Origin of the sequence: Caballeronia sp. SBC1 (genome assembly GCF_011493005.1) — a bacterium.
In the GTDB taxonomy this organism is placed as follows: domain Bacteria; phylum Pseudomonadota; class Gammaproteobacteria; order Burkholderiales; family Burkholderiaceae; genus Caballeronia.
The window spans coordinates 1,230,443-1,251,372 of sequence record NZ_CP049157.1; the positions used below are offsets into that span (position 1 = coordinate 1,230,443).

General features: G+C 59.3%; 16 protein-coding genes. 13 read left to right on the forward strand and 3 right to left on the reverse strand.

What is annotated here, in order from left to right:
- Positions 1-54: 54 nt before the first annotated feature.
- Positions 55-3,021 (reverse strand): EAL domain-containing protein, encoded by a 2,967-nt coding sequence (locus SBC1_RS23560; RefSeq protein ID WP_165095174.1) that lies wholly within the window; start codon positions 3,019-3,021, stop codon positions 55-57.
- Positions 3,018-4,259: an ABC transporter substrate-binding protein gene (locus SBC1_RS23565; protein WP_206366111.1), complete on the reverse strand. Its 1,242-nt coding sequence runs from the start codon at positions 4,257-4,259 to the stop codon at positions 3,018-3,020. The genes SBC1_RS23560 and SBC1_RS23565 overlap by 4 nt, the downstream gene beginning before the upstream one ends.
- A 558-nt stretch (positions 4,260-4,817) precedes the next feature.
- On the opposite strand from SBC1_RS23565, the gene SBC1_RS40040 reads away from it, so the two are divergent.
- The 5 genes from SBC1_RS40040 (at position 4,818) to SBC1_RS23590 (ending at position 12,121) form a co-directional block, all read left to right on the forward strand.
- On the forward strand, positions 4,818-5,078 hold the full coding sequence (locus tag SBC1_RS40040; protein ID WP_165095166.1) for a hypothetical protein: 261 nt from the start codon (positions 4,818-4,820) through the stop codon (positions 5,076-5,078).
- A gap of 409 nt (positions 5,079-5,487) precedes the next feature.
- Positions 5,488-6,060, forward strand: coding sequence for a DUF2760 domain-containing protein (locus SBC1_RS23575; protein WP_165095163.1), 573 nt, complete (start codon positions 5,488-5,490; stop codon positions 6,058-6,060).
- 5 nt (positions 6,061-6,065) lie between these two features.
- Entirely contained in the window at positions 6,066-7,913 is a 1,848-nt protein-coding gene (locus SBC1_RS23580) for an Hsp70 family protein (protein WP_165095159.1), read from the forward strand.
- A gap of 5 nt (positions 7,914-7,918) precedes the next feature.
- Entirely contained in the window at positions 7,919-10,708 is a 2,790-nt protein-coding gene (locus tag SBC1_RS23585; RefSeq protein WP_165095155.1) for an Hsp70 family protein, read from the forward strand.
- Positions 10,709-11,020: 312 nt separating this feature from the next.
- A complete protein-coding gene (locus SBC1_RS23590) occupies positions 11,021-12,121 on the forward strand; it encodes a porin (RefSeq protein ID WP_165095150.1) in 1,101 nt (366 codons plus the stop codon).
- 97 nt (positions 12,122-12,218) lie between these two features.
- On the opposite strand, the gene SBC1_RS23595 is transcribed toward SBC1_RS23590, so the two are convergent.
- On the reverse strand, positions 12,219-13,169 hold the full coding sequence (locus SBC1_RS23595; RefSeq protein ID WP_165095145.1) for a LysR substrate-binding domain-containing protein: 951 nt from the start codon (positions 13,167-13,169) through the stop codon (positions 12,219-12,221).
- 146 nt (positions 13,170-13,315) lie between these two features.
- Here SBC1_RS23595 and SBC1_RS23600 point away from each other — a divergent pair, with 146 nt between their 5' ends.
- The 8 genes from SBC1_RS23600 to SBC1_RS23635 all read left to right on the forward strand — a co-directional run bounded on the left by SBC1_RS23600 (position 13,316) and on the right by SBC1_RS23635 (position 20,790).
- Positions 13,316-13,477: a hypothetical protein gene (locus SBC1_RS23600; protein WP_165095142.1), complete on the forward strand. Its 162-nt coding sequence runs from the start codon at positions 13,316-13,318 to the stop codon at positions 13,475-13,477.
- A 54-nt stretch (positions 13,478-13,531) separates the two neighbouring features.
- The gene (locus tag SBC1_RS23605) at positions 13,532-14,308 is read left to right on the forward strand and encodes an ABC transporter substrate-binding protein (protein WP_165095139.1); all 777 of its coding nucleotides are present in this window, start codon (positions 13,532-13,534) and stop codon (positions 14,306-14,308) included.
- 42 nt (positions 14,309-14,350) lie between these two features.
- Positions 14,351-15,187 carry a phytanoyl-CoA dioxygenase family protein gene (locus tag SBC1_RS23610; protein WP_165095136.1) on the forward strand — a complete coding sequence of 279 codons (837 nt, stop codon included), beginning with the start codon at positions 14,351-14,353 and terminating at the stop codon, positions 15,185-15,187.
- 299 nt (positions 15,188-15,486) lie between these two features.
- Positions 15,487-15,969 (forward strand): FecR domain-containing protein, encoded by a 483-nt coding sequence (locus SBC1_RS23615; protein ID WP_165095133.1) that lies wholly within the window; start codon positions 15,487-15,489, stop codon positions 15,967-15,969.
- Entirely contained in the window at positions 15,966-16,583 is a 618-nt protein-coding gene (locus tag SBC1_RS23620) for an OmpA family protein (RefSeq protein ID WP_165095130.1), read from the forward strand. Before SBC1_RS23615 ends, SBC1_RS23620 begins: the two co-directional genes overlap by 4 nt.
- A gap of 38 nt (positions 16,584-16,621) precedes the next feature.
- On the forward strand, positions 16,622-18,103 hold the full coding sequence (locus tag SBC1_RS23625; protein WP_165095125.1) for a CHASE2 domain-containing protein: 1,482 nt from the start codon (positions 16,622-16,624) through the stop codon (positions 18,101-18,103).
- A 519-nt stretch (positions 18,104-18,622) separates the two neighbouring features.
- On the forward strand, positions 18,623-19,300 hold the full coding sequence (locus tag SBC1_RS23630; RefSeq protein ID WP_165095119.1) for a heavy metal response regulator transcription factor: 678 nt from the start codon (positions 18,623-18,625) through the stop codon (positions 19,298-19,300).
- Positions 19,297-20,790: a heavy metal sensor histidine kinase gene (locus SBC1_RS23635; protein WP_165095114.1), complete on the forward strand. Its 1,494-nt coding sequence runs from the start codon at positions 19,297-19,299 to the stop codon at positions 20,788-20,790. Before SBC1_RS23630 ends, SBC1_RS23635 begins: the two co-directional genes overlap by 4 nt.
- The last annotated feature ends 140 nt before the right edge of the window (positions 20,791-20,930 follow it).

Below are 20,930 nucleotides of genomic sequence, written 5' to 3' on the forward strand. Positions count from 1 at the left end.
CCGCAGCGCCAGCACCCCCCCACGAACCTCGAAACTCCAAAACCGCCGCCCCCACTAAGGCGTAACGCAAGAATGACAAGCAGTTCCTTCCTCGAGAGCCGGCCATAACAACACCTCAAATTGATCAGGCGGAACCGGTTCGGAATATAAAAACCCCTGGGCATAATCACAACCCACCGCGATGAGGAAATCCCGTTGCTCGGTCGTCTCCACCCCTTCGGCAATGACTTTTAATCCCATTTTGTGAGCCAGTACAACCATCGCCTCGCAAAGCGCCCGGTTGTCTCCATCGAAGGCGAGGTTCTGCACGAATGAACGGTCGATCTTGAGGAAATCGATGTCGAAGCGCCTGAGATACGCCAGCGACGAGTAACCGGTCCCAAAGTCGTCGATCGAAATCCGGATCCCCGCATCACGGAAGGTCAGCAGCTTCTCGTCAATCTTCGATTCGGCTTGTAGCAACAGCCCCTCGGTTATTTCAACCGCAACACTCTGTCCCGGCATCCCTTCCTGAACCAGATATTCGGGCCATTGGATACACAAGAGGTTGTCTTGGCGAATCTGCACCGGCGACACGTTGACGCTGATCTGGAACGACGAATGGAATCGGCTGCGCCATTGCCGGGCTTGTTGCACGGCCTGCTTGAACATCCAGTCGCCGATCGGAACGATGAGCCCCGTGTCTTCGGCCAATGGAATGAAATCCAACGGACTGATCGTGCCGCGTTCAGGGTGCAGCCAGCGGATCAGCGCCTCGGCTTTGTAGATTTCCCCGGTCGCCAAGTCAACAATGGGCTGGTAATAGATCTGGAACTGCTCGCCAGGCAGGGCGGCGCGAAGATCACTCGTGAGACGCCGGCGCTTTTCCGCCGCCACTTGCAAGTCGGGCGTGAAGTAGCTGAAACGGTTGCGCCCCGCGCTTTTGGCCGCATACATGGCCTGGTCCGCATTCTTGAAAAGGACATCAAGTTCGCTGGTGTCGTCGGGGTAAAGCGTCACGCCAACGCTGGCAGATATGAAAGCCTCGTCCGGGCCAAGCTTGAAGGGCTCGGCCAGCTTCTCAATGATGGCCTTTGCGATCCGGTCAATGCTTTCGGTATCGTTCAGGTTGGGCAGAATGACGGTGAACTCGTCACCGCCGAGACGGGCAACCGTGTCCGATTCGCGCACGCACGACGTGATGCGTTTGGCAGCCTCAATCAGCAGGATGTCGCCTGTGTCGTGTCCGAGGGAGTCATTGACCTCTTTGAAGCGATCCAGGTCAATCAGCATCAACGCCATACGCTGTCCGGAACGTCCCGACATTCTGGCTTCATGGTCGAGACGGTCATGAAACATCTGACGATTCGGAAGATGAGTTAGCGCATCGAAATTCGCCTGTTTCCAGATCGTCGCCTCGAACGCCATCCGGTCCGATAAATCACGACCGATAGCGAGCACCGAGCTCACCTTGCCCGACCGGTCAATCTCTGGAGTCAGGCGGATATGGGCGCATTGTTCCTGTCCATCGTTGCTGACCCATTTCAACTCAAACTGGCCACTTTTTCCGCTGGAAATGGCTTCGCTTATCTTCTTCTCGTAGATGAGGGCATTAGCGCCGCCGGGGATCTCCGAGGGTCGCTTGCCGAGCGATTCGCCAAGGCTGCGCCCCACCGAGGCACAGAAAGCGGGATTGGCGTAAATGCGGCGGACGTCCCGGTCGTAACGGGTAATCGTGTCCGGAGAATTCTCGATCAACGTGCGCGACTCGTGCTCCTTGGTAACAAGTTCCGCCGTTCGCTCAATGACGGTCTGCTCAAGGGAAGCGTTGATCTCGTTGATCTTCTGGATCTTCTGCTTGATCGCCTCGCGCATTCTCTCAAAGCGCTGCGCCAGTCTGCCTAGCTCATCCTCACTGTCAGCATTAGTGAGCGCTTGTGCACCTTCTTCCTCCTGGGCTCCCGCATCGTTGCCTGTATCGTGCATCTTTCGCACCAGTTGCTTAAGCGGCGCCGAAATGCTGTGGGAAATGAAGTAGGCGAGGAAGATCGAAAGCAGGAAGCCCGAGATCCCGACCAGTATGATCTGGTTGCGCACCGACTGCGCCTGCGCCGTCAACTTCGCTTCCGGAATGGTGCCGACCACAAACCAGGTCGTGCCGGGAATCCTTGAGTACGCGGCAAAGTAGCGCGCGCGGTGCTTGCCCTCGAAGGCGACGAAACCACTCGCCTTGCCATATGGTTCGTTATGCGTAATTTTATCGATCAAGCCGGGGTCGGCGGTCTCGCCCGCGGTCTGGTCCGAATTCGCGGATGTGTCGTCGGCACGGACAATCAGCTTGTTGCTGCTGGCATCGAGAACGTAGATTTCCGTTCCGCTTCCCAAGGCGACGTCGTTAAAAATTGTCGAGAAATATTCGGGGCGAATAACCAGAACCAGATTGCCGATCTGGTGATTGTTGCTCTTGCTTATGATCGCCCGCACCATCCCCAGGTTTTGTTGCCCAACGCCGTTGTCGTAACTGCCCCAGTAAGGGTGTCCACTATGACCGGGCGCCTGCTTCACCAAGCGCGTCACACCCTGGGTCAATTGCGCGAACGCCTGGGTGTCCATGATCCGGTTGTTCTTGTCGAGCAGATATTTCTGGTTGATGAAATCAATCGATCCGTAGTGCTCCAGGAGCAGCCGGGCCATATCCTGGCGCGCCTCGGTCTGCTCCTTGGCGCTGCCGTTTGCGACTCTTATCAGCGCGCCTTGAACCCGGTCAGAGAGTACAAGAAAGCTGCTTTCCGTCTCGATCTGCTCCATCCTCAGCAAGACGTTCTTGGATAACTGCTTGACCACCTCTTTCGAAAATATCTCCGCTTTCTCTTTTATGGCTGCGGTTGATTCCACATACGATAAGTATCCCGAAAGAAGTATGGGGAGCAGCGAAAGCAGAATGAATGCGGTGATCAGCCGGTAACGAATTTCGACACGGCGCAGCAGATCCAGGGAGAGGTATTCGAAGACATTTCGCAGCGAACCGATGATTGGTTTCATTTGTAATGCATCTTCGCTTCATGCTTGACAGATTCATCCAGGAGTCGTGCCGCCTGCCTGGGCGTGATTTTCTTGAACAGCACATCTTGCATCAACGGATGCAGCCGCTCGATCGAATTGGAGGGTAGAACCGAATAGTACGGGCTACCGGTTACGGAAAAGCGACTGACCATATTCGTGTAATCCACAATCTTCGGATTGCTTACCATTGTTGCATCGACCTGCTTGAATGGCGAAATGTTCTGGCGTTTTCTTTGGAGAATGGAGAATCCCTTCCCGGCGATGAATTCGAGAAAGCGCGTCGCCGCGACTTTGTTGGGCGTTTCACACACCGCGAACCCGGTTTCGCTGCCGATTACAGGCACTACCCTTTTGCCCGGCGCGTTCCAGGGCGGAATGAACACGCCGACCTCGAAGGGGTTGCCGTGCAGCAAAAGGCCGGCCGCCCAACTGCCGTGAAAAGCCATTGCAACTTTGCCTTCCTTGAACAAGCGTATGCCTTCATCGTAGTCCGTCGCCATGAATGCCTCTTGCACATATCCACGGTCTGCAATCAGCAGAATCTTGGCAAAAATATCGGCTACCTGAGGCGTGTTCAAATCGAGCGTGCCGTCAGAGATCTTGTTCTTCCAATCCGGCTCGTGTGCTACCACATTGTTGGCAAAGCCGAAGCTGAAGGGACCGTTGCCGAGCATGTTCGGGAAGCCACCGTTCCACATGATAGGTATAAAACCCGCACGTTTGAGCTTATCGCAAACCTTGAGAAACTCGGGGAAATTGGTCGGCAGTTCCTTGATCCCCGCCTTCGCGAACATATCCTGGTTGTAGTAAATCAGCGTGGTAGCCACTCCGCCGGAGATTCCGAACCTCCTGGATTGGCGACTCGTCCAGTCTCCCTTGAGAGGGTCGAGCATGTTGTTCCATGCTGATGTCCCGCCGACGTCCGCCAGGATGCCTTGATCGGCCAATTCAGCCGCATAGGCGTTCGGGTTGACACTGACCAGATCTGGCAAGTTGCCAGACGCAATCCGGGGCTTGATATTTTCTTCGACTGAATTGCCGATCATGAACTGCACGTTCACGCGTATGTCGGGATTGAGCTTGCTGAATTCGGCGGCAATCTGAAGCATCTCCTCCGGCCAGTCTGGCGCCCAGATCAACGCAGTGATGGTGGTCCGGGCCGGGACGGTCGCGCTGGAAGAGGCGTGGTCTTGCTGGTGACAACCGTACAACGACATGAGAATGACGCTGATCAAGACGGATAGCAGGGAGGCAAGATCAATTCGTCGCACTTGAGGTTTACTTTTTGGTTGCGGGATGGATTGACCCAGCTTCAGTCGGCACTTTTAGACGCACCTGAAAGCTAACCGTTGGAACATGCATCGCGAAAGAGCCAATGGCTCGACCATGGTGGCGGCTCGGAAGCGGTAAATAGCAAAGACAAGGTGAATTGAACGGGGGCAGTGCTTAGACTGAATATCGGCAACAGGCGTCAATACTTTAACCAACGCGAACCGGGATTGCCCCGACGTGATGAGTGGTCGCCGACGCGGATACCTGTCGGCGGATCCGTTTTTCAAGCGAACTCTTGAGACATGGTGGCGGCCCTGACCCTCGTCAACTCCTGACCGGCCCCGGCCTCCCATGGATGCACGCAGCAAACCGCACAAACAACGCGTTTCACGGCCGATGATCACAATCGCGGCGAGCACGACCAGACACAAAGCCTGACAAAGTACCGGGAGTTTCGCCCCGGAGCCGGCAGGCTATCAGGGATTACAGTTACACTATTTGCCATGAACGAGTGCCGTTACTGCAGAAAAATGCGGGACGAATGGGATTGCCACGGGCAGGAGTGCCGCACGGCCATAGCCCGGGCCCTGCGAAGGCAGCGCCTTGGCCTGCCGATGGTGCCGAATCTCATCCGCAACGAAATTCCCGCTGGCGCGACTACGGGAGAGGTTATTACCGTCCTGTGGCGCCAGCGCGTGCGCGCTCGCCGTGCCAACGAAGAGCGCCGGAATCGCAAAGCAGCGGACGATTTCGACGGCGACTGACGGCGAAACCACGGGCGCCCACAGGCGCTTCATCTCCAGCGACCGGAACTGAGCCGTGCCGGCCTTCTTGCGTAGGCACCAAATCCCGACCCCGTACGGCTCCTCAGGCGGCGCGGCGCAATGCCTGCGCCTCGATTTCACCGCTGGCAAGATCAGTGTATCGATGCCGTCAGGCACGCCGCATGCACACGCGCACGCAGCATCGTAATCGCGACAAATCGCAACAATAGACTGCCACCATTCGCATATTGAACGGCTCTCGGCCACATCAAGGCAAAATACGGGTTTTAGCCCCCAACCGGGCTCACGAATTAAATGCCGGCATTCGCCTTCAAGGCTTTCAACGAGCCTCGTCCCGCGGCCGGCACGATAGCTCGTTGTTCACGCGAGCCTACAGGAGCAATTTTGTATGACCGAATCGAACCTATCTTTTTTCGGCAGATTTTCCTTGGCCGTTGGAACCTTTTTCGCGGTCCTGGGTGACCGCGAATTCGCCGCGCAAGTGCGTCGGCTGCGCGACGGGACAGTCGTGGCGGCGCCAGTCACGGCGCCCCAACCCGCAGCGGCAGCCGCACCCACAACCGCACCCACGATCAAGGAGTCGAGCCCGGAGGCAGCGCTTCAGCTTCTGGGATTGCTCCAGCGTGGCGCGCGCTTCGTCGACTTTGTTGAAGAGGACATTGCAGGTTATTCCGATGCCGACATCGGCGCCGCCGCGAGGCTCGTGCATGAAGGTTGCCGTACAACACTGCGTGAGCATTTCACCATTCGCCCGGTACGTGAAGAGGCCGAAGGCAGCCGCGTGACGCTCGCCGATGGCTTCGATGCAACCGCGATCAGGCTGACGGGCAACGTGGTCGGCAAGCCGCCCTTCAACGGCAACATCAGCCACCGCGGCTGGCGAGTGGAGGACGTCAGGCTCCCGATGTTGACAAAGACCCACGACGCGACGGTGATTGCACAGGCCGAGGTGGAGCTATGACCGGGATGACTGAGCCGCGCTATTCGATCGGCATCGACCTGGGCACCACCCACTGTGCCCTCTCGTATGTCGACCTCTCCGCCAGCGACGGCGAGAAAACCATTCAAGGCGTGCTGCCCATCACGCAGCTCACCGCACCGGGGGCCATTGAAGCGCCCGAACTGCTGCCATCGTTTCTCTACCTGCCTCATCCGAGCGAACTGACGCCGGGCGACCTGGCCTTGCCGTGGACCGCCGAGCGTGACTTCGCCGTCGGCGAAATGGCGCGCAGCCGAGGCGCCGGGACGCCGATTCGCCTGGTGTCGAGCGCCAAGAGCTGGCTCTGTCATCCCGGTGTGGACCGTCGTGCGGCGATTCTGCCAAGCGACGCGCCGCCTGAAGTGACGCGCGTCTCGCCGCTTGAAAGCTCGGTGCGCTATCTCACGCATTTGCGTGAAGCGTGGGATCACGAGCATCCCGATGCACCGTTCAGCGAACAGGAAATCACGGTCACCATTCCTGCTTCCTTCGATCCAGCCGCAAGGGAATTGACGGCCGAGGCAGCGCAAGCGGCGGGCTACACGCGCATGACGCTTCTGGAAGAACCGCAAGCGGCGCTCTATAGCTGGATCCAGAAAAGCAACGGCGCCTGGCGCAAGCAAGTGAAGGTTGGCGACATCATCCTGGTGGTGGACGTGGGCGGCGGCACGACCGACCTGTCGCTGATTGCGGTCATTGAACGCGAAGGCAATCTTGAGTTGCATCGCGTCGCGGTTGGCGAACACATCCTGCTGGGCGGCGACAACATGGACCTTGCGCTGGCACACGTGGTCGCGCGCAAGCTGGCCGCCCAGGGAACGCAGGCCGATCCGTGGCAGTTGCGCGCACTCACCTATGCGTGTCGCTCGGCCAAGGAAACCCTGTTGACCGACCGCAGTACGGATACAGTGCCGCTGGTCGTGCCGAGCCGCGGATCGAAACTGATTGGCGGCTCGATCCGCACCGAACTGACTCGCGCGGAACTCACGCAGACGATTCTCGACGGCTTCTTCCCGCAAGTCGATGCCTCGGCGCGGCCGATGAGCCGGACGCGAGCCGGCCTGACACAACTCGGCCTGCCGTATGCGCAGGATGCGGGCATCACGCGGCACCTCGCCGCATTCCTCGGCCGTCAGGTCGCGGCGCTTGCCGAGCTCGACGGACTGCAGCACATGCCGGCCGAAAACGCGAGCTTCCTGCATCCGACAGCGGTTCTGTTCAACGGCGGCGTGTTCAAGTCGATGCTGCTCGTCGAGCGAATTCTCGATGGCCTTAACGGCTGGCTCGCGGCTGAAGGCGCGGCGCCCGCGCGCCTGTTGGGCGGCGCCGATCTCGACCTCGCGGTCGCGCGCGGCGCGGCGTATTACGGCTATGTGAAACGCGGCAAGGGCGTGCGCATTCGCGGCGGTACTGCACGCGCTTACTATATTGCGATCGAGTCTGCCATGCCCGCCGTGCCCGGCATGGAGCCACCTATCCAGGCGTTGTGCCTCGCCCCCTTCGGTATGGAAGAAGGCACGGACGCGGCCTTGCCGGCTCAGGAATTTGGTCTCGTGGTCGGCGAACCCGTGCACTTCCGTTTCTTCGGTTCATCGGTGCGGCGACAAGATCAGGTTGGCACGATGCTCGACTACTGGTCGCCCGACGAGTTGCAGGAGCTGGAGGAAATCCATGCCACGCTGCCTCCCGAAGGACGCACGCCCGGCGAAGTCGTGCCGGTGAAGCTGCATGCACGGATCACTGAAGCCGGCACACTGGAACTCGAAGCCGTGCCGCGCGGCACGAACGAGCGCTGGAAAGTCGAATTCGATGTGCGCGGCAGCGCGAACGCCTGAGTTCGATGAAGCAATACATCGTCGGCATCGATCTCGGCACGAGCAATACGGTCGTTGCGTACGTCGAGGCGGGTACTGACGCGATCAGCATCTTTGATATCGATCAGCTCGTGGGTCTTGGCGAGGTCGGTGCGCGAGAGCTGTTGCCGTCCGTGCGCTATCACCCGGCGCCGGGAGAGCTTGCGCCGGGCGACCTGCAATTACCGTGGAGCGGGGCTGACAAGCACGGGATGCAATCCGGCGAGACGCAGCCGGCTGTGATTGGACATCTCGCTCGCACGCTGGGCGCGCAAGTGCCGGGACGGCTCGTGACCAGCGCGAAAAGCTGGCTCTCGCATGCGTCGGTCGACCGTCTCGCGCCAATTCTGCCGTGGGGCGCGGACGATGAAGTCGGCAAGGTCTCGCCGGTAACCGCGAGCGCCAGCTATCTGGCTCACGTGCGTGCCGCGTGGAACCGCCGTTTTCCGCACGCGCTGCTTGAAGATCAGGACGTGGTGCTCACCGTGCCTGCATCGTTCGATGACGGCGCGCGTGCGCTCACGCTTGAAGCCGCGCGCGTTGCGAAGCTGCCCGCCCTGCGTCTGCTCGAAGAGCCTCAGGCCGCTTTCTACGACTGGTTGTTTCATCATCGCGCGACGCTTGGCGCGGAGCTCGCGCAGACGCGGCTCGTGCTGGTCTGCGATGTGGGTGGCGGCACGACGGACCTCACACTCATCAAGGTGCATTTCGAGGATGGCGAGCCGCAACTGACCCGCATCGGCGTAGGCAACCATTTGATGCTTGGCGGCGACAACATGGACCTTGCGCTGGCGCATCTGGTCGAGACGCGTCTTGCCAAGGAGCAAACGCGGCTGTCGGCGGCGAGCCTGTCCCAGCTCGTTGAAAGGTGCCGCGCCGCGAAGGAGCGATTGCTTGGCGAGCACGCACCCGAGTCCGTCGCGATCACGTTGCTGGGTGCGGGAGCCCGGCTTGTCGGCGGTGCGCGCACGACCGAGTTGAGCCGGGAAGAAGTCGAGCAGATCATTGTTGAAGGGTTCTTTCCGACGGGGCGCCCGGACGAATTGCCGCGCCGGTCGCGCGCCGCGATTGTCGAGTTCGGTTTGCCTTACGCAGCCGATCCGGCCGTCACGCGGCACATCGCAGCGTTTCTGAAGCGACTCGACGCGCAGTCGCGTGAGGCGCTGGGTGTATCGGATGCTGTGCAAACATCGATGCCCGATACCTTGCTGCTCAACGGCGGCGTGTTCCGGGCCAAAGCGCTCTCCGGCCGTCTGGCGAGTGCGCTTGGTAGATGGCGCCAACAGCCTCTGCACGTGCTGCAAAATGATCATCCCGACGTTGCTGTCGCGCGTGGTGCGGTCGCTTACGGACTGGCCCGCGCGGGACACGCGCCGCGCATTGGCGGCGGCTCGCCACGCAGCTATTTCCTAGTCCTTGATAACGACGCGCAGGACGATGCACAGGCATCGCGAGGCGTGTGCTTGTTGCCACGCGGAACCGAAGAAGGACACGAGGTACATCTTGAGGATCGCGTGTTTGCGCTTCGACTTGGGGCACCGGTGCGCTTCCACTTGGTCTCTACCGTCGCCGATACAGCCTGGAAGCCAGGCGAGCTTGTCGACCTCACGACGGGCGACTTCGTTCGCTTGCCACCGGTCGCAACGGTGGTGCAGCAGGATGCAAGCGGGCCTCGCGAGCGGCCGGTCAGGCTCACGACATCGCTGACAGAACTCGGCCGGCTGGAGATGCACTGCATCGCAACCGACGATGCTTCAAAACGATGGCTGCTCGAGTTCCAGTTGCGACGTGACGATGCTGAACACGACGTCTCTGCGGCTATACGAAATCCGTCGCTCGATAAAGCCATTGAACTCATCGATCGTACGTTCGGCGCCCGCTCGGCGAATGTCGATCCCAAAGAAGTGAAGCGCCTTCGTGCAGGACTTGAACAGCTGTTGGGGCCGCGTCAGAGTTGGGATAGCGCACTGCTTCGCGAACTATTCGGAGCACTGTGGGAACGCGCGGGGCGGCGGCGGCGTTCCGCGGATCATGAACGCCTATGGTTAAATCTTGCGGGCTATTGTGTGCGGCCGGGGTTTGGTTATCCGCTCGATGAATGGCGCATTGAACAGCTTTGGTCGCTATTCGATGACGGCATTCAGTATGTCAACGAAGGCCAAGTGTGGTCGGAATGGTGGACGTTATGGCGTCGGGCGGCGGGTGGCCTGCATGAGGATGCACAGCAACAGGTGTTCGATGCAATGGCCTGGCTTCAGGCTGCTGCGGGCACGAAGCGGCACAAGCTGCCCTTCGATCCCGCGAAGGTGGGCCCCGCGGACATGCTGCGCCTGTACGCGTCGCTTGAACGTATCCCCGTCGATCGCAAGATCGATATTGCGGAACAGCTTCTGGTCCGGCTTCAGCGGCCCTCGGAAAATCACCAGGGCTGGTGGGCAATTGGACGCATTGGTGCACGTCGGCCGTTCTATGGCAGCGCGCATGGTGTGGTTCCCGCAGACGTGGCGACCCGATGGCTGGACGCAATCTTGGCGCTGGACTGGAAAAAGGTTGAGCCGGCCGTGTTTGCCGCCGCGCAAATCGCTCGCATGACGGGCGACCGTTCAAGGGATCTCCCGATGCCGGTCCGCGAAACTGTCGTGCGACGGCTCGAAGCAGTCAATGCGCCGCCAGCGTGGGTCGATATGATTCGCGAGGTCGTGACACTCGATAATGCAGATACGGGGCGCGTATTCGGAGAGTCACTGCCAGCCGGATTAAAACTGATTGCCGGCTGACGCGTTTTTCGAACTTCGGAACCAATGTCAGTTAAGTGGTGCAAAGCATCAGACGATTATTGGTGATTCTCTGCCCGCAGACGAAACGGTATTCAAGACTGTTTCAGTAAACGTTAATCGCCGGAGGTTTTATAGACAATCCCGCGATACGGAAGTCAATCCGATGTTGTAAGCGGGAGACACACCAATTGAAAACAGATCCCGATTCAATTTGATGGAAATATTATCGCCCTTGCGATCAAAAATCGCGCACTAACTACCAGCGTCACATACGCAGTAGTTGCCCAACAAATCAATAGGGGGAGACACTCTGTGAAGAAAATTACCGGCGCCATCGGCGGCGCACTGATTGCCGTTGCTGCCCAGTCTGCTTTCGCGCAAAGCTCGGTCACGCTGTACGGCATCGTCGACACGAGCGTCCGCTATCTCACCAACGCCAATGCAAATAACGACAGCCAGGTATCGATGGGCGTCGGCCCGATCACCGGCAGCCGATGGGGTTTGAAGGGATCGGAGGATTTGGGCGGCGGCCTGTCTGCGGTGTTCCGGCTCGAGGACGGCTTCAACCTCTGGAACGGCCAGTTTGCGAGCGCGAATACGCTCTTCAACCGGATGGCTTATGTTGGGCTGTCGAGCAACCAGTACGGCACGGTCACCTTGGGTCGCCAGAACACGCCGTTATTCGATCAGTTAGGGAACGTCTACGACCCGTTGACCGTGGGTAACTACGACCAGGACGGCTGGTTGCCTGGCGCACTCGGCTACGGCCTGCGCGAGAACAACTCCGTCAAGTACAACGGCACGTTTTTTGGCGGCCTGAACGTGGAAGCCATGTACGGCTTCGGCAACGTGGCCGGCAGCGTTGGCGCAAGCAACATGTACGGCTTGACGGCGTCGTACACCTTCGCCGGCTTGGCTCTTGATGCGGGCTTCCAGCAGAATAGCGACGTGCACAACAACAAGTTCAATGTTGTCAACGTAAGCGCGGTCTATTCATTCAGCACGGTCAAGGCCTTCGCGGGCTGGCTGCATTCGCAGGACAATACCGGCATGGTCGACATCTTCATGTCGGCCGCCAACTCACCGGCTGCCAACTTCGCGGCACCTGTGACGAACACCAATCGTATCGACGACGGCTTCTACGTTGGATCCACGTGGCAGGTCACTACGCCGTTGCTGCTGACCGCGGCGGCTTACTACGATCACTCCCGCAATGCGCTGGAAGCCAACGGAACGACGCTTGGCCGCGGCGTCCGTTACTCGGGCGTGCTGCTTGCCGAATACTCGCTGTCCAAGCGGACAGAAGTGTATAGCACGGTCGATTTCATCCGTGGCACCGGCGCGGCGCAAGCAGACTTTCCGGGACGCAACAATCAGACTGGTGTAGCGGTGGGTCTTCGCAACATATTCTGATGTGAGCTGCCCGGTTTGCTGCCGGGCATGACACTTTCGGACCAACGGCGCGCACTCAAGGGTGCGCGCCGTTTTTCGTAAGGCATGCTGGACGCTGTTAAATCAACAGTTCGACTGACTGCAACACGTGGCGTGTTTCCGGCAAACTCGAATCGCATCCTTCGCGAATCGTTTCGATCATGCATTCTATGAAGCACTCCGACGCGGCACTCGCTGGATGACCACTGCGCGAGATGACGCTGACCATTGCGTCATCCAGTTGCTCGCGCAACGGAATGGCGCACAGTCCTTCTTTGGCCGCACTGACCTCGACGAGCGGCCACGGAAATACGCTGACCATGTCGGTCTTCTTGAGCAATGCAATGGCGATCGAAAGAGAATGCGTCAGATGAATCTTTCGCGGCACGGGCACGTTGTATCGAGTGAACATGTTGTCGACGAGGGCATTCTCGCTCAACGGATCCCATGTCAACACCCAGTCCAGATCGCTGAGATCCGCTAGTGAATGGCAATTCGCTCGCGGATGTCCCTCGCGAGCGACGAGCGCGCAAGTCGACGAAAACAATGGCCGATACTGAAATTCAACGCCGAATGCCCCAGGCTCAGGCCGGCCGATAAAGAAGTCGAGGCTCCCGTCGCGCAGGCGCGGATTCGCGATCGACAACAAGCCTTCGAAGAATTCCAGGCGGACATCGGGCATGCGCTCGCAAAAACGCGTGACCGTGTCCGCGAGGAACGTCATGGCAATCCACGGGGTGACAGCAACTGTCAGCTTGCCCTGCGTGGCGCCCCGCAGGGCGTTCATGGCGTCGTGTGCACGGGTCATCTGTCCAGACATCAACCGGGCATGAACCAGTAGCGCCTGGCCGCTTTCGGTGAGCGTGACGCCTGAAGAGGTGCGCACCACCAGCGACATCTGCACGCTTTCCTCAAGCTGGCGCAGGCTCTTGGTGATAGCTGCCGGGGACGATTTCAAAACGCGCGCCGCACCGCGCACGCCGCCTGCTTCGGCAATGGCGATAAGCGTACGGAGTTGATGAAGTTTCATACGCTCTTAAGGAATAAAGACGAGTTGGCACAGGGTGTTCACTTCTGGTTGCCATGTTCACGATTCTAGCTCTCCCGCCTCGTTTTCTGTCGCGCTACGGTAGCGTCACCCGATCAAGTTCCAATCCTAATCACGGACCCACGCGAATGACTGCTTCCATCGACATGCTCGCCAGCCACGACGAAATGATCCGGTCGCAGAATCGCGTCCATGCGTATCGGATGCTGCCGAAGCGTCCGTCTGACGCGATGGTGTCCGCGCTGCAGAGGATCGTATCGCGCAACGTTGCACCGTTCTACATGGCATGAACGCAGTCCGGCTCACCCACCGCTCACATTGATTCAACACCGACGGGGAACTCCATGAAACACGTAACGCTTTCAGCCCTTTGCGCACTGGCGATGTTGCCCCTTGCGGTTCTTGCGCAGGACAAAGAGGCCATTCGCTTCGGCGTCGATCCCAGCTATCCGCCGTTCGAGTCGAAGGCGCCCGATGGATCGTTCACGGGTTTCGATATCGACCTGGGCAACGCGATCTGTGCGCAGCTCCATCAGAAGTGCGTGTGGGTCGAGCAGAACTTCGACGGCATGATCCCGGCGCTCAAGGCGCGCAAGTTCGACGCCATACTTTCCGCAATGTCGGCTACGCCGGCGCGGCGTCAGCAGATTGACTTCAGCCATCGCCTTTACAACAGCAGCTCGGCATTGATTGCGCGCTCGGGCTCGAGCCTTCAGCCTACCGCGCAGGCGTTGCAGGGCAAACGCGTGGGCGTTGTGCAGGGCTCGACGCAGGAGAGCTATGCGAATGCGGAGTGGGCCCCGAAGAATGTGACGGTGGTGTCGTATCAGACGCAGGACCAGATTTATCAGGACCTCGTGACGAATCGTCTTGACGCCGCTTTTCAGGCCGCCGTGCAGGCCGACTTCGGCTTTCTGAAGACGCCGCAAGGTAAGGGCTTTGCGTTGGTCGGCAAGCCGGTGGGAGACAGCCGCGTGGCGGGCGATGTCGCGATTGGCATACGAAAAGGCGACACGCCGATGGAAACGCAGATCAACCAGGCCATTGCCGCGATACGACAGGACGGTGTGTATCAACAGGTCGCTGCGAAGTACTTCAATTTCAATATTTACGGCGATTGAGTCTTCTAGACCCGTCCCATTCTTTCTTGTAGGGAGTCAGGTATGTTGGAGACCGTAACCGCCCGTCTTGAGCGGGCTGTGACGCCGCAATTGCTGGAAGATTTTCGCCGTGATGGCGCGGTTTGTATCCGCCAGGTATTCACACAGGAAGAGGTTGCTTTGCTGCGTGCGGGTATCGATCGTAACCTGCAAGCGCCCAGTCCCCGTGCGAAGGTAGCGAGTCGTCCCGACGATCCTGGCTGGTTCTTCGAGGACTTCTGCAATTGGCAGGATAACGAAGCGTATCGCGAGTTCATCTTTCACTCGGCAGCGCCAGCGGTTGCCGCGGCGCTGTTGGGGAGCGAGACTATACGGCTTTACCACGATCATTTGCTAGTGAAGGAGCCGAATACCCGGCAACGCACGCCTTGGCATCAGGACCAGCCTTACTACAACATCACCGGTCGCGACAACGTCAGCATGTGGATTCCTGTCGATCCTGTTTCTCAGGAGTCGAGGCTGGAGTTTGTTGCGGGCTCGCATCTTGGCCCGTGGTTGATGCCGCGTACGTTCATGGACAATCAGGCGAAGTGGTTTCCTGAGGGTAGTCTCGCGGATCTGCCGGATATTGAGGCTGATCGGGGCGCGTATCCGATTATTGGGTGGGCGCTGGAACCGGGCGATATGGTGTGCTTCAACATGCTGACTCTGCATGCGTCTGGTGGTGTTAGCGGGCAGACACGGCGGCGCGCGTTCTCGATTCGGTTCATTGGCGATGACGTGCGACATGCGCCGCGACCTTGGCATACTTCACCCGAGTTTCCGGGTCTCGCGGAGACGCTGCCTGAAGGCGCACCAATGGAGCATTCGCTTTTTCCTGTTGTCTGGAATGGGGCTTAGCGGGGTGATAGCCCGCGATACCCAATGAAGTGGCCGCAGCAAACCTGTTGCCAACAAAACGTCCGGCGGCGATATGCGCGGAAGCGCACAGAGTCATTTGAGTGGCGGTCATACTCTGTGCGATGCCGCACAAACATCTTCACCTGAGTTCCACGAACAAGATTTCTGCAGGTCCTTCACAAGTCCCAGTTCTACGGGCAATCGGGGAATGATCCCTCAAGACATCGGCTCGACATGGGGGAACCACGCTGCTTGGCCGAAAGCAGCGTTGACACACGCTTAGCAATCAGGTGCCGCCGATGCGTCTCCAAGCCATCACATACGCCTTGATTCTTGCCTGCGGGTGCATGGCTGTCGCCGATGCGCTTGCAGCTGATGCAGTAGCCGCCGATGCTGCGGGCGTCGTCAAGACGCTCAAGGGCACGGTGCAGGTCGAGCGGGCTGGAACAAGTTCGGGCGCGGCCATTGGCAGCGAGGTTTACGGCAGTGATCGCATAGTGACCGGCCCGGAATCGTCGGTGGGTATCACGCTGCGTGACGATACCCAACTCTCGGCCGGCGCCAGTTCCATTCTCGAGCTCAACAAATTCGCGTTCAATACCACGACCCATGGCGGGGTGCTCGACGCCACGATCAAACGCGGTTCCCTGGCAGTGATTTCCGGAAAGCTGGCGAAGGCGAATCCGGATGCCGTCCGTTTCAGCACGCCGACGACCACGCTGGGCGTGCGCGGCACTGCATTTATCATCGAAGTCGGCGGTGACGGGGAGAGTGCACGTTGAAGCCCTTCATCCGACGTCACGGGCGAGCATCTGCAGCGGCATTCGTCACGCTGGTTTTCTTGTGCGCGTGTAGCACGCCCCCGGACAAAATTATTCTATTGCCGGATCCAGAAGGCAAGGTCGGAGCGGTCATTGTCCACAGTGCGACCGGCGAGCAAACAATCAACAAGGCTTACGCCGGGGTCGACGTCACCAAGGGCGGCGCCATCGAAAAAACGATGGATAGTCAATCCAGCGTGGAGACACGATATGCCGAGCTCCTGGCGGCTCGGCCGCCGCGCCCCCGGACGTTCACAATTTTCTTTCTCTTCGACTCTGCCACCGATTTGGCCCCGGAGTCGCTAGCCACGGTTAAGCAGCTAAAAGCGGTCCTGGCTACCTGGCCTGCGCCACAGCTTGTGGTTGTCGGTCACACCGATCTGGCGGGCTCGCAGGAATGGGATGACAAACTGGCCATGCGGCGGGCAGAGACTGTTGCAGCGTTTTTGATCAAGCAAGGCATTCCTGCTCGACAGATAGAGACCGCTGCGCGGGGCAAACGCGAGCCACTGGTCCACACGGCAGATGGTGTGCCCAACCACATGAACCGACGCGTAGTCATCACCATCCAATGATTCGCGCCAGTCATCGACGGTGAGCGGCCCTTCCTTCGATGAAACACTACTACGACCTATGGCATGCCCGGATCAAGAGTCTGGTTAAGGCGGCCCAGGGGCGTCCTGTAGCACTGGCGGTGTTGTTCGGCCTGAGCCTGGTCAACCTGTCCAGCGAATGGCCTAGCGACATAGCTCGCCCGGCTTTCGTGGCCGCGCTTGACGAGAAGCTTCCTGACTCCTTTAAAACAGCCCGGCAACTTTTGTTCGATCAGTATCAGCGTCGCTTCCCGCGCGTTCCGACTGCTCAGCCCGTGACCATTGTCGAAATTGATGACGCGACGCTGGCAACTGTCGGTCAATGGCCGTGGCCGCGAAATCGACTTGCGACGCTGATCGATGCCATTGCGGCGCTGAAACCGCTGGCTATTGGTCTCGACATCTACATGCCGGAGCCGGATCAGACCTCTCCTGACAAGGTGGCTGGAAATCTGCCGGCAACGGCTGCGGCTCTCGCGGCCGGCTTGCGGGCGCTTCCCAGTCACGAAGCCATTCTTGCGAGTTCGTTGCGCGCAGCGCCGACCATACTGGGTGCTGCGGCACTGGATCATCCCACCTTCGCCGCCAGCACCGATCTGCGAAGCGCTCCGATCCTCGTGCATGGCACGGACCCGCTGCGCAGCGTGCAACGGTTTGACTATGTGCTCGCCAGCTTGCCAGAATTGCAGGAGGCGGCCCACGGGGAGGCGATGCTGAGCGTGGCGCTCGAACAGGGCGTGGTCCGGCGTATTCCCCTCATCATGGGTTTGGGGGAGAAACTGGTCCCCAGTCTGCCGATGGAAATGCTCCGCGTTGCCACGGATTCACCGGCGATTGAAGTCTTTGCCGACGGGTCGGGCGTGCAGGCGGTGGGCGTAGCGGACGCGCTGGTGCCTACGCAACCCGGCGGTGACGTCTGGTTGCATTTCGCGTCTATTCGGTCGACGCTGAGCCGCTATGTGTCGGCACGCGACATCTTGCAGGGAACAGTCGATCCGGAACGGTTCCGAAACAAACTGGTGCTGGTCGGACTGACCGGCACCGGCGTGACTGACATGCGCACGACCGCGTTGGGGGAACTTGTGCCGGGTATCGAGATTCAAGCGCAGGTGATCGAGACGATTTTCGAGGGACGGTTCTTGAGGCGACCTACGTGGCTTAAATGGGCGGAGAGTGGCTTTATCATAATATTTGGATTACTGATCATTTGGTATGTGCCGCGGACGCAATCGCGGTTTGCGATGTTTCTAAGGGCCGTCCCGAAGGGTTCCACTTTTCTGGGCGTTTCGCTACATCTGCTGAATCTTTTATGCTGCTTCCTGATTTTCATCCGTTTCGGATTACTGGTCGATGCGGCCTCGATTTTTATTATTCTGTCTGCGGTCATGGGATGTTTCTTTGCACCCGCGTTGCTTCATGTTGGGGAAAGAGGCAGGGCGGAAGCGGGGCAGGCTACGGGGCGTGAAGACGACGAGCGCACCGGCAACGCGCCAGGACCTTGAGGTAGGGGGGCGAATGGCCTGCAACTTGAAAGCTGCTTTAGATTAGCTGGCGAGACCGGTTTGCGACCATTCGTGCTGCTACGACGGGATCCGTTGATGCAGCCGTCGAAGGCTTCGTCAGCGAGGCACGACACGTGTTCGCGAATTCTCCGCAGATGGCTTCTGTATGAGCCGAGCATTCAGCAGATCAATGAAACTGCAATGGTGACGAGACGAGCCCCTCTCGTCCGTTTGTCATTTACTTGTAATGAGCGGGTAACGGACCTGTTCGGGCGCGCTTTTTAGACTGCTGTCACGACGTACCCCACGCTCGTTTGGTCACCGTCGCAGCCAGGACGAGAGAAGTTGGTCTGGTATATGGTCGCGGACGAGGACATCATTAACCCAGAGCTGGATCGCATTGAAACAGCATCATTAGCCGGGTACTGCATCCCACTGGATGCATCAGCGAGCGGGGGTAGTGAATTTTGGGGGCGAATTTAGCTACCATTGCGGATAAGAGTGCAGGAATTAAGCGATATGAGAATCCTGGTCATCGAAGACGAAACCAAGACGGGTGAGTACCTGCAGAACGGATTGACGGAAGCCGGCTACGTCGTGGACGTGGCCGCCAACGGCATCGACGGACTGCACCTCGCGCAGGAGATGCACTACGACCTTATCCTGCTCGACGTGATGATGCCGGAGATGGATGGCTGGACCGTCATGAAGAAGCTCGGTACGCGCACCAATACGCCGGTGCTGTTTCTGAGCGCGCGTGGCACGCTGGAGGACAGACTGAAGGGTCTCGATCTCGGCGCTGACGATTACCTCGTCAAGCCTTTCTCATTCGCCGAACTGCTGGCGCGCGTGCGCATCATATTGCGTCGCGGTCAGCCTCAGAGGCAGGAGGAACAGGTTTTCGAAGTTGGGGATCTTCGTGTCGACGTGCCGAAGCGGCGAGTTGAACGGGGCGGCGTGCGCCTTACGCTGACCAATAAGGAATTCAACCTGTTGCAGTTCTTCATTCAGCATCAGGGGCAGGTGCTGTCCCGTGCCCTGATCGCGTCTCGCGTTTGGGACATGAATTTCGACAGCGACAGTAACGTCGTCGATGTCGCGGTGCGCCGATTGCGGCAGAAGATTGACGACCCCTTCCCCGTCCGCCTGATCCACACGGTTCACGGCGTGGGGTACCGTTTCGAGCACGAAGCATGAAGCGCCTTTCGCTCACCACGCGCCTTGCATTGCTATACGCCATCATCGTTTTTGCTGCGATGGCGATGGTCGGCGCTTTCCTGTATCGAGGAATGGAGCAGCAATTGATCGTGCGCGACGACGCCGCGCTCGTGACCAGGGTCGACCAACTCCGCACGCTGCTGAAAGATGCCGACGTGCGCGAACTGATTCATGATAGGCCTCATCTCTTCGCCAACATGCTCGGCAATACAGAATCGCTGCTGATCGTGCGTTTCCCGGGTGAACCCCCGCTCATTACGGTAAATCCCGGCCACACGGCAGTCCCCGATACGACACCCGTGCCGGCGGATACCCCGCTCACGCTCGGCGCAGTCCACCATACGCGTGCGGCGGACGGGACGCCGTTCGTCTACGTCGCCGCTGCCGCGCACGACATAGCCGGACCGCACGACCTGCAGATTATCTCTGGCCGGCTGCTGACGGAGCGCACGCGGTTGTTGCAGGAATACAGGAACCGGATACTGTTATTGGCCTCGGCTGCAGCGGTTATTGTCGCGTTGCTCGCTTTCTGTCTCGCGCGTCGCAACATGCAACCATTGCGCCTTCTTGCTGCGCGAACCGGGGCAATCGGCATCAGCACCCTCTCGACCCGCATCGAGCAGCGCGCTACGCCGCCCGAACTCGATGCGCTGATCGGGGCGTTTAACGGCATGCTCGATCGTCTCGAGCGCGGCTTCACACAGCTGAAACAGGTGTCAGCGGACATGGCGCATGACCTGCGCACGCCAATCGGCAACCTGCTCGGGCAAACCGAAGTCGGATTGAGCCAGACGCGCGACATCGCCTATTATCAGCGGCTTCTCGGCTCGAATTACGAGGAACTGCAGCGACTGTCGAAAATGATCGACAACATGCTTTTTCTGGCGCGCGCTGAGCAGGCTGACAATGTCATCGAGCGCCAGGACTTGCTGCTCGCCGACGAATTCGAACGCATACAGGAGTATTTCGAAGGCCTCGCCGATGAGCGCAACGTCAGCCTTCAGTGGCGAGGCGAAGGCTACGTGTCGGCGGATCCGCTGCTGCTGCGCCGCGCGCTGGGAAATTTGCTGGCGAACGCCGTGCGATATGCAGAGCCGGGAACGCCGATTTCAACCGTGGCCGAACAGGACGCGGATCGAACGACGATTCATGTCGAAAACCGTGGGCCGACGATCGAACCGCATCATCTCGAGCGAATCTTCGATCGCTTCTATCGGGCGGATGCCTCACGGCATCGATCATCGGAGTCGAGTGGGCTCGGGCTATCGATCGTGCGTAGCATCATGTCGCTTCACGGCGGAACGTGGCACGCGTCAAGCAGCAACGGCGTGACACGCTTTACACTCGTGTTTCCGCGTCACGAGCCGGCTCGTACCGGTTCGCGCTCATCGAGCGTCAGCGCGTCCGCTGCGACGATGGAGTCCGACTCACACCCGTCGCACTCCGCTCAGAGTAACTCGCAATCCTGACGTAGAAAGACCCGTCGAAGCCTTGATCAACTCTCGGGACTTCGTTATCGATGGCAATCGCTTTCCACGTGAGCGGCAAAACGAGTCGTTTCTCCATGACAAGCAGCACACTCCTTTCATAAAGCGCGCTCCGGGTTGAC

Bases quoted from the DNA above. Each gene is read 5' to 3' on its own strand.
- SBC1_RS23560 (WP_165095174.1), bottom strand. From the start codon at position 3,021: ATGAAACCAATCATCGGTTCGCTGCGAAATGTCTTCGAATACCTCTCC.
- SBC1_RS23565 (WP_206366111.1), bottom strand. From the start codon at position 4,259: ATGTCGTTGTACGGTTGTCACCAGCAAGACCACGCCTCTTCCAGCGCG.
- SBC1_RS40040 (WP_165095166.1), top strand. From the start codon at position 4,818: ATGAACGAGTGCCGTTACTGCAGAAAAATGCGGGACGAATGGGATTGC.
- SBC1_RS23575 (WP_165095163.1), top strand. From the start codon at position 5,488: ATGACCGAATCGAACCTATCTTTTTTCGGCAGATTTTCCTTGGCCGTT.
- SBC1_RS23580 (WP_165095159.1), top strand. From the start codon at position 6,066: ATGACTGAGCCGCGCTATTCGATCGGCATCGACCTGGGCACCACCCAC.
- SBC1_RS23585 (WP_165095155.1), top strand. From the start codon at position 7,919: ATGAAGCAATACATCGTCGGCATCGATCTCGGCACGAGCAATACGGTC.
- SBC1_RS23595 (WP_165095145.1), bottom strand. From the start codon at position 13,169: ATGAAACTTCATCAACTCCGTACGCTTATCGCCATTGCCGAAGCAGGC.
- SBC1_RS23600 (WP_165095142.1), top strand. From the start codon at position 13,316: ATGACTGCTTCCATCGACATGCTCGCCAGCCACGACGAAATGATCCGG.
- SBC1_RS23605 (WP_165095139.1), top strand. From the start codon at position 13,532: ATGAAACACGTAACGCTTTCAGCCCTTTGCGCACTGGCGATGTTGCCC.
- SBC1_RS23610 (WP_165095136.1), top strand. From the start codon at position 14,351: ATGTTGGAGACCGTAACCGCCCGTCTTGAGCGGGCTGTGACGCCGCAA.
- SBC1_RS23615 (WP_165095133.1), top strand. From the start codon at position 15,487: ATGCGTCTCCAAGCCATCACATACGCCTTGATTCTTGCCTGCGGGTGC.
- SBC1_RS23625 (WP_165095125.1), top strand. From the start codon at position 16,622: ATGAAACACTACTACGACCTATGGCATGCCCGGATCAAGAGTCTGGTT.
- SBC1_RS23630 (WP_165095119.1), top strand. From the start codon at position 18,623: ATGAGAATCCTGGTCATCGAAGACGAAACCAAGACGGGTGAGTACCTG.
- SBC1_RS23635 (WP_165095114.1), top strand. From the start codon at position 19,297: ATGAAGCGCCTTTCGCTCACCACGCGCCTTGCATTGCTATACGCCATC.